Source organism: Microbulbifer maximicatervae (SeqCode), from assembly GCF_052467325.1.
Map to the genome: position 1 here is coordinate 218,008 of NZ_CP174310.1, position 15,048 is coordinate 233,055.

Annotated in this window: 10 protein-coding genes; 3 read left to right on the forward strand and 7 right to left on the reverse strand. The window is 45.8% G+C overall.

Features of this window, described 5'->3' with window-relative positions; translation table 11 throughout:
* Window positions 1-192 precede the first annotated feature (192 nt).
* Entirely contained in the window at window positions 193-708 is a 516-nt protein-coding gene (locus ACJJIE_RS01230; RefSeq protein WP_444893258.1) for an RNA polymerase sigma factor, read from the forward strand.
* A gap of 321 nt (window positions 709-1,029) precedes the next feature.
* Complete coding sequence (locus ACJJIE_RS01235) at window positions 1,030-4,017, forward strand: TonB-dependent receptor (RefSeq protein WP_282932001.1); 2,988 nt, start codon at window positions 1,030-1,032, stop codon at window positions 4,015-4,017.
* 305 nt (window positions 4,018-4,322) lie between these two features.
* Here ACJJIE_RS01235 and ACJJIE_RS01240 read toward each other — a convergent pair whose 3' ends face one another.
* On the reverse strand, window positions 4,323-4,805 hold the full coding sequence (locus tag ACJJIE_RS01240; protein WP_444893259.1) for a PraA/PraB family alkane oxidation protein activator: 483 nt from the start codon (window positions 4,803-4,805) through the stop codon (window positions 4,323-4,325).
* 1,191 nt (window positions 4,806-5,996) lie between these two features.
* Between ACJJIE_RS01240 and gnd the strand changes: the two genes are divergently transcribed.
* Window positions 5,997-7,517, forward strand: coding sequence for an NADP-dependent phosphogluconate dehydrogenase (gene gnd / locus ACJJIE_RS01245; RefSeq protein WP_282932002.1), 1,521 nt, complete (start codon window positions 5,997-5,999; stop codon window positions 7,515-7,517).
* Between the two features lie 60 nt (window positions 7,518-7,577).
* On the opposite strand, the gene rdgC is transcribed toward gnd, so the two are convergent.
* The 6 genes from rdgC to ACJJIE_RS01275 form a co-directional block, all read right to left on the reverse strand.
* Window positions 7,578-8,570, reverse strand: coding sequence for a recombination-associated protein RdgC (gene rdgC, locus ACJJIE_RS01250; protein ID WP_444893260.1), 993 nt, complete (start codon window positions 8,568-8,570; stop codon window positions 7,578-7,580).
* Between the two features lie 187 nt (window positions 8,571-8,757).
* Window positions 8,758-9,882 carry an alkaline phosphatase family protein gene (locus ACJJIE_RS01255; RefSeq protein ID WP_444893261.1) on the reverse strand — a complete coding sequence of 375 codons (1,125 nt, stop codon included), beginning with the start codon at window positions 9,880-9,882 and terminating at the stop codon, window positions 8,758-8,760.
* Window positions 9,883-10,054: 172 nt separating this feature from the next.
* A complete protein-coding gene (locus tag ACJJIE_RS01260; RefSeq protein ID WP_444893262.1) occupies window positions 10,055-12,412 on the reverse strand; it encodes a TonB-dependent receptor domain-containing protein in 2,358 nt (785 codons plus the stop codon).
* Window positions 12,413-12,711: 299 nt separating this feature from the next.
* A complete protein-coding gene (locus ACJJIE_RS01265) occupies window positions 12,712-13,050 on the reverse strand; it encodes a hypothetical protein (RefSeq protein ID WP_282932006.1) in 339 nt (112 codons plus the stop codon).
* Window positions 13,051-13,060: 10 nt separating this feature from the next.
* Window positions 13,061-13,582 carry a hypothetical protein gene (locus tag ACJJIE_RS01270; RefSeq protein WP_444893263.1) on the reverse strand — a complete coding sequence of 174 codons (522 nt, stop codon included), beginning with the start codon at window positions 13,580-13,582 and terminating at the stop codon, window positions 13,061-13,063.
* 89 nt (window positions 13,583-13,671) lie between these two features.
* A complete protein-coding gene (locus ACJJIE_RS01275) occupies window positions 13,672-14,766 on the reverse strand; it encodes an alpha/beta hydrolase family protein (RefSeq protein WP_282932008.1) in 1,095 nt (364 codons plus the stop codon).
* Window positions 14,767-15,048 lie beyond the last annotated feature (282 nt).

Below are 15,048 nucleotides of genomic sequence, written 5' to 3' on the forward strand. Positions count from 1 at the left end.
CTTAGATTAGTGTGCGATTTAAAAAGAAGGTTATGCTTGTACAACAAAAATAATTTGATCAAAAGCAAAATTGGTCGACTGCTTGTTTTCTTAGTGGCCCCTGGTGAATCTCTGTAGATTGCAAGATGATATTGCAAAATTTTCCAGAAGCTCGAAAAAACTAGTCGATCAGATGAGGCGGTTTACTAGAAAATGGAAAATTCTTATCAGGATGATGTGGCTCACTGGGTAGGGGAATATGGATTAGATTTGAAGCGTTACTTTTCATCCAGGGTTAACCTGTCCGATGTTGATGATTTGGTACAAGAGGTTTTTATTCAGTTATATGTTCGAATCAAAAAGTATGGGGGGGAAATCGAAAATCCAAGAATATATATTTATGCTATGGCAAAAAATCTTCTAATTAGTCATGGCAGGCATCAGAAGTCGCGGTGCGGTGGTCTTCATGATTCAATTGATTACAAGGTGGATATTCCTTATATGATCAGTCCTGAACGTACGGTAATGGGAATACAGGCCTATGCTCGTGTACTCGAAGCCATTTTGGGGTTGCCGCCAAGGGCTGGCGCAGCTTTTCGTTTTCACCGATTTGAGGGGATGACTTACCAGGCAATTGCTGAACAGATGGGGATTTCTAAGGAGTCGGTTAAAGAGCTAATACAGCGCGCATTGGTCAAGGTTAGGCAAGTGGTGGAAGAAATACCATGAGGGTACTGATCTCCATTGAATATTATTCTGAGGTTGTGCCGGTTAGCAGGTGATTCTGTATGGGGTATAGAGTTGGGTAATGAGACTTCTTGGAATAATTAGTGATAAACCGCTATATCATTTGCGTATTCTTATAGAGGATGCCGTTGTAGTCTAGCGATTTTTTGGTCTGAAATTCTGCTACAGTTTAAGAAATATAAATTTTATTTTTTTATCCCCCCTTCTTTATCATTTGTGCGTCTTAGGTTTTGTTGTACCTGAAAAAGGTTTATATCAGGTCAATAACCCAATAATACCGACAATAAAGAGAGACGTAGTGTGATGATGAAACCTGTCAAAAAGAAAACATTGATTGCACAAGCGATTTATCAATCTGGACATTCATACCAAATTACTCCTTGGTACAGTACTATTCTTGCCTCTCTGGCAATTGCAGTTGCTCCTACCATTTCCATTGCCCAGGAGAATGAAGAAACTAAACGTCCCGGCCAGGCAATTGAGGAAGTTACGGTTACCGCGCAGAAAATTGAAGAGAGTATTCAGGATGTACCAATTGCAGTATCTGCACTCAGTGGCGACAATATGGATGATCTTAAAATTGAGCGTGGAGAAGAGCTGCTTCGTGCCGTCCCCAATGCTAATTTTTCCAAGTCCAACTTCAGTACCTACAACTTCTCTATTCGCGGTATAGGCACTAAGGCGGTTTCTGCTGCTTCTGACCCGGCAGTTGCGGTGAGCTTTAATAATACGCCTTTAATTCGTAATCGATTATTTGAGCAAGAGTTTTTTGACGTCCAGCGTGTAGAAGTGTTGCGCGGCCCACAGGGGACGCTTTATGGTCGTAATGCTACTGCGGGTGTGGTTAACATGTTGCCAATTATGCCTGAGGACGAGTTTTCCTCTGAGATTAAGGCAGAGGTAGGCAGTTATGACTCCAAACGCGCCAGCGGTATGTTTAATATGCCTCTTGGTGAAACTATGGCGCTGCGCTTATCCGGAGCTATGACCAAACGCGATGGCTTTGATTACAACACTTATACCGGCAATGATGTTAATGACCGTGATTTGTATTCTACTCGTGCAATATTTGAGTGGGAGCCTAGTGAATCTTTTAGTGCCAATCTAATTTGGCAGCACTTTGAGGAGGATGATAAGCGCTCGCGTACGGGCAAGCAGCTTTGTACTAAAGATCCAGGCCGAACACATATTGGTGACACTGAACTAACAGGCTTTACGCCTGTGTTTTTTAGTCAGGGTTGTTTGCCGAGTTCGATTTATAGTGAGGAGGCTTACAGTGCACCCAATGCTCAAGGTTTTGCAAGTATTTTGGCCACAGGGTTAATTTTCACGAGCTATGGCCAGGTCATTGATTGGTATACTGATCCTTATGCAGGTACGACTCAGTCTCGAGATCTTCGCAAGATTGAGACTAGTTATGACCCGGTATTTCGTGCCGAGAATGACCTGGTGCAACTGAATTTTGAATGGGGCCTGTCGGATTCCCTCACATTTTACTCTCAGTCAACCTATGCGAAGGATGATTACTACTCCTCCCAAGATTATAACCGTTATGTATCAGATCCCATCTTTAATGATGGTGGCGACCTAGAGCCCACTCCTGGAGGAATTTATACCGACCCACAATTGGGGCCGGCAGAAGGATTGTTAGCGGTTGATATTAGTCGATCGGATAACAAGCAGTGGAGCCAGGAATTCCGGTTGCAGACATCCTTTGACGGTCCTTGGAATTTCTCGGTAGGCACAAACTATTTGGATTTCAAAACCCAGGATGACTATTTTGTATTTAATAACATATTCAGTATGTTAGCAGAGTATCTATACAATTCTGGGTACGATGAAAACTTCCTCTTATATTCACAAAACTGTACTGATCCGGAAGAAAATATTGGTTCGGATTGTATGTATGTTGATCCTAACTCAATAGAGAATATTGATGAGGAAGGGCACAACTATTTTCTGAGCCGAAATTTAGTAGAAGTTAGTTCCTGGGCATTGTTTGGTGAAGCATATTGGCAAATTAATGAGGACGTAAAACTCACTACCGGTCTTCGCTATACTGATGATCGAAAACGCTCTACGCCAGTTCCCAGTCAGTTACTACTGGGGACTTATTATGATCCAGAAACTGGCGAAGTTTCCTCTGGTAATCTCTCTGGAGGACTTGTACATCGTGGTTATCCAGAGGGTGAGCAAGTCACGCAAAACTGGAGTGAATACACTGGACGTGCAGTTCTGGATTGGCGTACGGAAACGCCTTTTACGGACGAAACAATGCTCTATGTATCTTTTGCCCATGGATACAAGGGAGGTGGTACTAACCCTCCTCGAGCTGAGGTTGATCCAGAAATAGTTCAATTTCAGCCATTAGAGGATTCATTTGAGCCTGAGTTTGTAAATGCGATTGAATTTGGTAGTAAGAACATTCTATTCGATGGCAGTTTATCGTTAAATGCTAATGCCTTTTACTACGACTATACCGACTACCAGGTCTCTCAAATTGTTGACAGAATTTCTCTCAATGAAAACTTTGACGCAGAGACGATGGGAGTTGAGCTGGAGCTAGCCTGGCAGCTTACAGAAGCAACTCGGGTAGATATGAATTTAGGATATCTTAAAACCCGAATTGCCGATGGAGAGGAGTCTATTGATGTAATGGATCGTACACAGGGCAATGAAGATTGGGTACTGGTACGCCCCAGTATTCAAGTCCCATCTAATTGTATTGCTCCTGTAGATTTAGTAGAAACAGTTATGAGTGCACCTAACATATTTGCTATCTGGTCACTCTGTTCTGGCTCCGCGCGGTATGGTTCATTTTCACCCGAGATTGAGGTCGAAGACTGGTTGAGACATGATTTGGCTTACGGGGTCGACCCTTATAATCCTCTAACTGATGCTCCAAATGGAGGTCGGGGTTTTGCTGCTGACTTAAGTGGCAATGAGCTACCCAATGCGCCACGCTTTACTTTTAATTTCGGTGTTGAGCATACGATACCTATTGAGAATTGGGATTTAACTCTGCGCGCAGATTACTATCGTCAATCAGAGACTTATGCTCGGGTTTATAATACTGAATATGACCGTTTGAAGGCTTGGGGTAATCTCAATGCTTCTGTCAGCTTAAGTAATCCGAATTCCGATCTATATATGCAGCTTTATGTAAAGAATATATTTGATGATGCGCCTATCACGGATATGTTTACCAATAGTGATGATTCGGGTCTTACAACTAATGTCTTTACTTTAGAACCACGGATCGTCGGCTTTAATATTAGTAAAGGGTTCTGATTTTTACGTGGTGAGTTGCTACATTCTTTATGATTTGGATGGTGAGAGGTAGCGGTAGGTTGGTGTGGGGAAATTTTTGCCAGCCTACTGTTATTCCTATAACGCCCCGTATTAGCTTTCTCCCATGTATTTTTATTGTTCGGGTGAGGTTGTAGGTACCTCTGTATAATGTTGGATTTGTTATCTTGTTGTTATGTTAGTAAAGGTAAATATCTTTAAGTCGAAGATAAAAATATAAATTTCTACCTTAGGACGATCCCAAATACCACTAGTTTTACTAGTGGTATTTGGAGGTTAGGTGTGGCTTAGGGGACAGTGTAGGAAGATTGAGGGTTTGTTGATATTACACCGTTGATTACGCATGCGCTACCGGATCCCACACTAGGGATTTGAGCATTGGAAAAAGTAATTCTTCCATTTGACTGGTTAAATGATCCAGTAAGATTTCCAGCACATTCACCTGTTACCGCTTTCACAGATACATTTTGTATGGTTACAGTATTGTTAGCATTTCCGACGAGGTCATAGGGTAAGTTATTAAATACCACTCTATTGCACATATTTAGGAACCCCCCTGATAATGCCATGCTGCCTACCTCAGCGCTGGCTCCAGTTGAACTCACACTGCCAGATAGTGAGCAGTTGAGCGAAATGCCTTTTTGAACGGTGAAAGTACCTACATTTGCGAGGCCTATAGCGCCTGAGGGCGACCAGGTTTCCGCATTTGCTAGCCCGATTATCCCAAAAGATGCCATGCAGAAAGAAGCTGCAGTAAGGATGTTTTTCATGGTAATAATATTCCTTATGTCTCTGTTAATTATTGATTTAGACGCATCGCTTGTACTTCACTTTATATGCGTCATTTTTATAAGTGATCATCATCGCTGGGGGTAATGAAATTTGGTTGTATTCAATAATAAGCTTGGGACAAATCCCAATACCTCCCACCAGTAAAGACGAATTGAGGCATTTGTTGGGGGGGTGTCCTGTCTAAATAGACGTGAATTTAATTTTCAGTCGTAATTTTTTCTAGATTTAAGTGGTTAATTGTTTTTATTTTCTCGGGATTTAATTGTTGTTAGGTTTAAGTGCGCATATAAGAAAATATTTTATGCTTTTGGTGGGTTATTAAAAAATGTCTATTGTAAAGCTCTGTAATTTAAGGTTGTGTAGTTGTAGGAAAGTAAGAGTTGATATTGGTATTTTATTGCTGTTTAGGCTGGTGGGGTATCTCATAATGTAAGTGATTTAAAATTTAATTAATCAATATTGAAAATTTAAATATAAGGTGGCCGTCTTAGTGTATTGTAGAATTATCGGTGGGAGTTTCTGATTGGTTTAGTATGTATTTCTTGTAATAGGAATATTTCGAAAGAGGTCTAGAATAGATCCAAATAAACACCGACCTGCTGTTTCACTTCTGGCTGGTACAGCCTGCGAGTTCACTTGTAAATTAGGATCACTATGGATATTTGCGGTGTCGATGATAATAAGCGCTTTTTTATCGCTAAGTAAATTAAGGTGTGGCTATATGGAAGATTAACGTTAGCGGTGGATCTAACAACCTCACTGATGTAGTAGCTTCGAATGAGATTTGGGTGCAGATACTTATACCCTGCCATCTTTACAATCTTTAGGGGACTAATTGCCGGAATGAGGAAGTACATTAAGCCTTATTCCCTGCTTCTCAGGTTGTTAAAACGCCCGCTATAGTTCATCAAGCGTCAAAAGTTGCTCTCGGAATCTTAGATAGACCCAATTGAATCGCTGCCTGGCACTAAAAGGCAAAAGCATCCCTGTTTCAAGGTGTATTGAGGAGTGTATGAGGGAAGAGCCAAGCTTTTGCCGATTTCTGTCGCTTGTAGGCTGTATTTACGAGGCTCTGGGCAATTTTGTTTGGTTTTTGCTCTCCCTGCTCCAGATTCATATTGCTATACTCCGCGCCCTTGAAAGCCCCCTGTCTTTATATGGAGAACTTGATGTCTGATTCACAGTGCGATATTGGCTTTATCGGCGCCGGTGTGATGGGTAAGAACCTGATCCTGAACCTGGCCGACAATGGCTATAGGGTCTGTGCCTTTGATTTGGATCACAACCGGCTGAATGCGCTGCTGGAGCAGGACAAGAAAGAGCGTGGAGACCTGCCTGCGCGTGTTGAAGCCTGCAACTCTTACACAGAGCTGTTGGCGAAGGTTAAAGCCCCGCACTTGATTATTCTCTCGGTTCCGGCTGGAGCCCCCGTTGATGACGTATGCAGCAAGCTGCTCGATGCGGGCTTGAAGGCTGACGACATCGTTGTTGATACTGGTAACAGCCTGTGGACCGACTCTGTAGAGCGGGCTAAACGGTATGAAGGCAAATTGATTTTCTTCACCACCGCAGTATCCGGTGGCGAAGTGGGTGCTCGTTTTGGGCCATCCCTCATGCCCAGCGGCGACCGTTATGCCTGGAGTCGTATTGAGCCAGTTTGGCATGCTATTGCCGCCAAAGTGGATAAAGCCAGCGGCCAGCCGATTGAGCGCTTTGAGCCTGGCAACCCGGTTCGCGAAGGTGAGCCCTGTGCGGCTTATATCGGCCCGATAGGCTCAGGCCACTATGTGAAGATGGTGCATAACGGTATTGAATATGCCGATATGCAGATGATCTGTGAGGCCTACCATGTGATGCGCACGGCGCTGGGTATGGCCCCAGAGGAAATTGCAGAAGTATTCCGCGAGTGGAACCGAGGCCCGCTGAACAGCTATCTGATCAATATCAGTGCGGAAGTGCTCTCTACCTTGGACTCCGTGACAGAACAACCGCTGGTAGACGTTATCCTCGACCGAGCAGGGCAAAAAGGCACTGGTCTCTGGACAGCCATGAGCAGCCTGGAAGTGGGCTGTCCGGCCCCGAGTATTGCCGAAGCGGTTTACGCCCGTTCATTATCTACCCGGAAGGTATTGCGTACCCGCGCAGCGAAGAAACTGCAAGGGCCTGAGTTGACACCAGTGGCTCCAGAGCAACGGGAAGAAGTGATTGCACAGCTGCACGACGCTCTCTACTGCGCAAAGATCTGTGTTTACGCTCAGGGCTTCGATTTGATGAAGCTGGCTGCGCGGGAGCAGGGATGGCAGTTGAACTTCTCTGAAATTGCCAGAATTTGGCGTGCAGGTTGCATCATTCGAGCAGTGTTCCTGCAATCTATCAGCGATGCTTACGATCGAGATTCCAAGCTTTCCAACTTGCTACTGGATGATTTCTTCACTCAGCAGATTGCCGATCACCAGGCCAACTGGCGCCAAGCGGTGGCGAGCGCCACTCTGAATGGTATTCCGGTACCGGCTCTGTCATCGGCGCTCAATTACTACGATGCCTTCCGCACCGAGTCGCTGCCGGCGAACCTGCTACAAGGACAGCGTGATTTCTTTGGAGCCCATACCTTTGCGCGTGTGGACCAGCCTGAGCAGCGCAAGTACCACGTTCAGTGGACCGAACCTGGCCGCCCAATGGTTGAGATCTGATTAATGGGGTAGGGGGGAGGTGATACGTGCTTTTCAGGTACGTATCACTATCTGAGCTCCCTAAAGAACGACCTCTTCTACCTCTTTGGCCAGGGCCTCCGCCTCTTGGCGGCTGGCTTTGGCCACCAGTTCCTCAACGCTAGCCGACTCGGTGTTGACGCCACCGAAGGCGGAGAGCAAGTCTTTGGTCAGGGCTGAGATCTCCAGAGTCATCACCGCAAAATCTGCATCAAATCGCTGGGCTGCACTTTCTGCATCGGCGCTATCGGCTTTCTCCAGAAGCTCGTCACTGAACTTGATACGCTTTAGGGACAGCTGATCATCTACCAGGAATTCAACGCCCCCACGCCAGGTCAGCCCCAGTTTGTGCACTTGTAGTCCGGCCACCAAGTGATTGTGAATTTCCTCGGCACAAAGGTCCTGGTTTTTACAGCGGATAACACTGCCGCTGTCTTTGGGATCGCGCAACTCGCATTCGTGGCCAAAATCGAATTGAAGCGGTGCTTCAGGGGCACTGAGCCAATGGGTCATCGTTTGCTGTGGCAGGTTCTTAGCGGAGAGTGGTACCACGGCAAGGCTACTGATAGCCTCGCGGAGGTTCTCCAGCAGTTCCTCGGCGGCGGAGGCAGAAGAGGCGTCAACCACTACCCATCCATCCTGAGGTGCAATGTAGGCATATTGCAGACGGGACCGAGCGAATGCCTTGGGACGCATTTCAAGGAGAATCTCGTCTTTAAGGTTTTGCCGCTCCTTGCGACCTACCTGCCTGGCTTCTTTTTCAGAAATAGCTTGTGCCAGCTCTTCAACTTTCTCATTGACTACCGCAGCGGGAATCACTTTTTCTTGCTTCTTAACACAGACCATCAGGTAGCCATTAGTTGCGTGCACCAACTGGCTGCCGTGGCGCCCTAGTGGAGGCACCCACCCATAGCGAGTGCTGTCCTGACTGCCACAGGGAACAAATGCATGGGGCTCCAGCAATTCGTTCAATTTTTCAGCATCCAGGGAAAATTCTTTCGTCAAACGATAAATACGGAGGTTCTTAAACCACATACATCAGGCCATCTGTTTTCAGTTGCGAGTGCGGCCTGCATTATGCGGAAACCGGCGCGGGGCAGCTAGAGCCTGTTAACACAAAATTGATGGGTTCTTTAAGCTGTTATCAAGCTTCAGAATATTACTGGTCCAAGGCGGTGAAAATTTGCTCAGCCGAACTTGTCAGGCCTGGCTGAACAAAGGTTTATTTGAGAATACTGTCTATTGCTTTGCCACTATCCTGCGAGAACTCTTCTGACTTATGGCCAAGCAGTTGTAGTGCGGTTGCGGCTATCTGATCCTGAAAAACGGCTTCTCCCCTGGATACTTCTCCCAAGGCCTTAATGTCTGGGCCCAGCGCGGCAATCCAGATCTCATTGGAGCCAGGTATTCCCGCTTTGTGGGGGTGGTCTTCTTTACCGAAGTATTGGGTCAGGGCTGGGCCACTGGCGTGGTGGGGCCAGGATTCAGCGGTGTTGCCGCGCCCGTGGTCAACGGTAATGAGTAGGTTGGTATTGTCTCGGTATTGATCAAGAGATTGAATTGTCTGCCAGAGTTTGGCGAGTATCATGTCGCTCCGGTGTGCGGAGTGGAGATACTGGTGATATTCCTCATCGTGGGCAAAATCGTCGGTTTCACCGAGGGCAATGTACATTACCTTGGGCTTTTTGCTAATTAAGTACTCTTTTGCAAATCCATAGGTAAATGCATCGGGCCGCACGTTTTCCCAGAAAACCGGCAGTTGCCCCTGCAAATCGTTGAGAAACTCTGCTCTTTGGCTCAACTTTGGCCAATCTGCTGCTTCCAGGCCGGCGTTAATGTAAATACCACTGCGATCGCGATTAAGTATCGAGGAGAACACTCCCCAGCTACCGAATGCAGCGATTTGGCCTTTGTACTCAGATTTGCTGTTTAGCCACTCGAGAAAGGTAGTATTGGCATTGGGAGTTGGATCGTTACTATTGATTTTGGGGTCGGCGGAGCCGGTTAAAATCTCATTGTAACCGGGATATGAAAACCACCAACTATTGGTAACTTGTGCTTTAGACCCCTTGTCGCGATTGCCAATTAAAACCCCTTCTTTAGCCACTGTTTGCCAGATAAAAGGTAATAATTTTTGACGTTTTTCGGTGAGTAAATCGCCGTGAAAGTGATTGATAAGGTTTTGTTTATTTTCAGTGAACTCTGTGTGGTTGAGAAGTTCAGGGTCATAACCTGAGAACACTTCCTGCCAGCGCAAACCGTCGATAGTAACTAATACGAGGTTGTCTGCGGCAAGGGATTGAGTAGAAAGAAACAGGGCCAGGATTGCTGTAGTCAATCTGTTCATTGAAAGAGCTCTTTGCATATTTTTGGGTTATTTATATTTGTCACAAATAATCAAAATTATTTTTCGACTATATTTATTATTTATTGCACTTTGTTTTTGAATCTACTGCTTGACTAAACATACGCACAATCGGCTAGCATTTCCAGCCGATTGTGTGGCTGCCAAAAAAATCTTAGAAATCAATAGTTGCAGAGAGTGAGGCTGTCCGTGGAGCACCAATCCAAGCACCGCCAGAGACGACAGTTCCTAAGTAATCCTCATCCAGTAAATTATTTATCACTAAATTCAGGTTGGCTCCCCGTAGTACCGGGCTAAATTCTTCCAGATTCATGCCCAGGTAGGCATCGACAACTATATAGGAGTCGGCTGTCCAGCTATTGTCTAAGTCGACAAAGCGATCTCCAGTAAACTTACTGGAGATGCCGCCGTAAAATATTTCAGAATTCCAATCCAGGCCAATCACATAGAGTTGATCAGCTATTCCGACCACATCATTCCCTGGCGTTATTCCTTGAGTTTCATCTACCGCTGAATTTCCTGAGCCAATGTAGGTAGTGTCCAGCAGGGTATAGGATGTATAGAGATTTAGAGTTTCTGATAGATCGTAGTCCAGGAAAAGTTCCAGACCATCAGATTCGATTCCACCGGCATTAAAATAAGTCCCATTGGTACCAATCAAATAGTTATTACCCGCGGAAGTATTGTTATCCAAGAAAATGATCCGGTTTTCAAAATCATTTTGAAAGTAGGTGGCAGTTGCCGAGAAATTATCGGCGGTATAGCGAAGCCCGAGCTCTGTGGTCTCTGAGGTTTCGGGTTCGATATTGTCGAGATCTGAATCGGGCCGCTCTAATACGCTGTCTCCAATCGCCTTAAAGTTTTCAGCGTAGCCTGCGAACAGCTCTGCACCTTCCAGGGGTGTTTCCCAAATCAAACCGGCGGAGAGCAGGATGTCTGAGTCAGAATCAACACTTGCATCGGAAGACTCCTGAAACAGATCTTCCCTTTCAACATCGACAAAGAACTGCTTGGCGCCCAGTGTCAAAGTGAGAGTGTCGATGGTCAGGGAGTTCTGTAAATACCACTTTGTGCTGGTTGAGGGGTAACTGCGGTCGTATTGCACCCAATAGGGTGTTGAATTGAAACTGGCACCTTGAGTCGCATCAGTGATTTTGTGCCAATCGCGGTGTTCGTCACGGGTGGAGTCTTCATACCAGAGGCCGCCTCGTAGCTCATTGTCTAACCCGGCGATGGTGGTAGCGTATGTAAAGTCTAGAGTCAGTCCGGTACGCTCTTTCTCATAATGAGTGTGCCGATAAGACATCGTGGGTATGGCGCCCTCTGCATAGCAATCTGGATTGTAGGCCGGTCCTGAATCGCCATAGATATTGGTGACTGACGCTGTACATGTTTCATCGTAAGTAAGGGCGTTGCCATTGGCATCAACAAAATAAATGATGCCCGACTGGCTACCGCCATAGGCAGTTGAGCCGCCGAGGAACTCGGACTCGCCTTGTTCACTGTCATCTGTAATATCAACCAGGTAAGGGGGCACCCAGTCCCCACGGCCTTCGTTGCTGTGGTAGTAGAGTCCGGCCTGTAGATTGAATGAGTCTGTCAGGTCAAAATCGAACTGGGTGTAGGCCAGCAGGTTCTCGCGCAAGGTAGACCAGCCACGGCGATGGAGTTGATCGATATAGGGAATACCGGACCAGTTGCCGGTAAGGAAATCGTTTTCAGGGTACTCTTCAAATTGGGCGTCCGAATAGACTCGTTGATAATTATCTTCGTGGATATCGTCGTAAGATAGGTAGGCCTTGATGGTACCAGCTTCCAAGCTGGTCACTAGTTTTGCCGCGATGTGCTCTCGTTCATTCTCAGCAGTTTCAGTAATCCAGTCGGTTGCTTCCTGGTTAGAGTATGAGATCCAGGCTTTGCTGTTCCCGGCAAAAATACCAGTGTCATAGCGAAAATATACTCTCTGTGCATCAAATTCGCCTGTGGACAGTTCTATTCGACTGCGCTGTGTGTCCAAAGGATCATCAGTGCGATAATCAATAGTGCCTCCCAGGGCTTCGTGGGAACGTGAAGCGATATCTGAAGTACCCTGTGATACTTCTACTGAACCGATATTACCCGGATCAACAAAGCGGTTTGCTTTTGAGCCTCCACCGTAATTCGAACCGCCATTGGGAATACCATCGATGGTGGTGCCAATTTGCTGTTCATCTAAGCTGTTAGTAAATCCGCGAATACTGATATTGGTTGACCAGTCGTCAAAGCCGTAAGTATCTCCTTCATTGACTGAGACACCGGGGAGGTTATCGATCAATGCATTAACGCTGGTGATAGAGGACTGTTGCTTGCGCATTGCCTCAGATACTTCGCTGCTGTTAAAAGTGCTACCGGAGCCCAGAACCATTACTTCTTCAATTTGTGCGTTGCTGAGGTCTTCAGCGGTCACGGGACTGGCAGTCATTATTGTGGCCACTGAAATGGCGGCTGCCAGGTAGGTCTTTTTAGTATTCATCGGGATACCCCAGTTTGTAGTGATTCAGCAAGTTTTAACCAGCCTGGTTAGCGGCTTGGGTTATTTGCGCGCGTACATTGACGCGTCTTGATGAATAATTCTTTACAGGGGGGTTAAACTCTTTTTACCCGTTGATGAATTAGCGGTATTTTGGAGGTGCTCGATACAAGAGTCACTTGTGACTGGTGGAATAATGTACTTAGAACTGGTGGTGATCTGGGGAGTAATATTGAATGGAGCTATGGAAATTAGAGCATTTGCGCTTTGGGCCGGGTTACTCCGGCCCTACATAAGCAAAATTAAATGGCAGCTTTTAATGAAATGCCGGTGCACGCTTCAATTGTTCCCCAGAGAACTCCCAGAACAGCATTCCAGACTTTCTCAATGGTGACTAACAGGAGTCCACGTAAAGTGTTGGCGAAGTTCTTGGCCATATCCTCAAGGGAGTCGAGAAAGTAATCTTGCAGATCGCCAGATATTTCATTAGATGCAATAGCTTTAACAATCATTTTTGTTTGCTGAGCCATTGCGGATAACTGGCGCTCGGAAAACCCCCTGAGTTCAGAAATATCACTGTTGATTACCGCAGAAGCTGCCCCTTTGATATCGGCAACGAGTTGGTTAACGTCAATAGACATAGTAATTTCCTCAGCGATTCAGAAAAGACTCATAAGTGAGTGCTTGGTCCATGGAAATAACAATTTCATTTTTGAATAGAGAAACAGCGGTTGCGTTTAGGCCCTTATCTTCATCTACCGTGCGCATCATGTTCAAACTTTCTGAAATTTTCTCCAGTGAAGCAACACTGGGGGGTTCCCGCTCAAAGCTAATATTCCTGCCGGAGGTTTCCAAGTAGTTGTTAATCTTTTTGAGTAGTTTACTTTCAGGTGCGGGGCGGGTTTTCGATTGCATTGCCAGCGCATCCACTTTGCCGATCAATGCATGGTATCTCTCATCTCTTTTTGAGTAAGAATCTTTGTTAGTTCCACTGGAAACTGAAGAGAAAAATTCCATTATCTCTACATTGACAGTGGTTAAATCGGAGTATAGCGCAGCATCATAGCGCGGCGCCATTTGTGAGCATCCGCTAACTAGAATGGTAAGATAGGCTAAAACTGCAAAGATTGTTCTCGGCTGCCTTATCATGATCGCTCCCTCTTTAATTTTCATTTTAATAGTTCAATTCGGTTCTTTTCAGCCACCTAAAGAATGGCTGAGAGATATACAGTTCTTTCCAATTTTCTCGCCTGGGTACCCATTTATACCGGTTCCAATATCTCATGCGAGGTCGGCGAAATACTGGGATCATTTTTCTTTTCAAAGTAAGTCAGCAGTAAGCGAACAGCCTCCTGATTATCGAAATATCGGGAGTGAACTCGAGCTGCCAGTTTGTCCGGAAAAGTACCGTAAGACCCAATAATTCTCTCATAACAGTGGTGGCGTGCTGGGACCGCAGAACCACTGGCAAACCAGTCTGAGTGAGACTTGATATCAATCCACTCGATTAGATCTTTTCTTTGTGACAGTTGCTCTACTTCATTCTGCAGCCAAGGAGCTTGCTTACCCAGAACTTCGATTAGGGACCCCATTGTTAGGATACGGATTGGTTTACCGATGGGCGGAAGATCGGCAAAAAGGTCTACAGTAACAACACTGCCAAAACTATGTCCGACAATAGTTACGGAATCGTAGTCGTATAGTTTAATACTGTTTTCGAGCTGTTCTCTGACCCGTCGGATAATCTCAAAGCGGACTGCAGGCTTGCCCTTGGCCGCCGGCTCATTGGTGAGATAGCGCTTACAAAAGTCAGAAATATCTACTAGTAAGGCAACCGGCATAACAGCAACAACGGCAGTAGCAATCAGCCAGATCCGCCAGCCCCCTATATACTCAACACCTTGCTTGAGCTGTTGTACTGCGGGATAAAACGGGCTGTCACTGGTGGGCTCAACAGCTTCGACAAACAAAATGATGGTACCAATGTACCAAACAATAAAGGCTAATGCTGAAAGCGTTAAACCAAATGTCAGGTACTTTCGTTTAAGCACCCCTTTCCAAATATGGAGGTTGGCCAGCCAGAACCAGATTAGGGAGAAGCCTCGGGCTAAGCGGACTTTCAGGCTCTGCTGGGTAATACTAGGAACCAAGTCGTTCCAGTAAGCTTCAACCAGATCAAGCTCCTGTTCATCGTTGACCCTCAGGCGGTTGATGCCGGCGGGGACGGTAGGATCAGAAATCTGAGTGAGAGGCATACGCTCACTGGCTGCGATCATTCCCTCGGTGAACTCTGACAGTTGGGCGGTGCTGGTGACTCGTGTCAGTCCGGGCACCAGCATAATTAAGCTTCTTCTCATTGTTATTCCAATTGGCTCTATTCTGGAGATATAACCTTCTGCCAAGGTTTGCTCCTGCCTTTGTTTTTTCTGTGTGAAAATCGTTTCAGTAAGTGAGTATTTCCATATATAAGTACGCTAGCCAGTAGCTAGCTGCGGTGTATCTCAGTGTTGAAATTTTGTGCGATGGCCAGCTCTATACTAACCGAAGGACATTGGATATAGGTGCATGTCAACTGAATGTTACTCGATTTATATGTGATACAAAACGAGATGTAAATATAGAAAAGAAAAAGATTTATT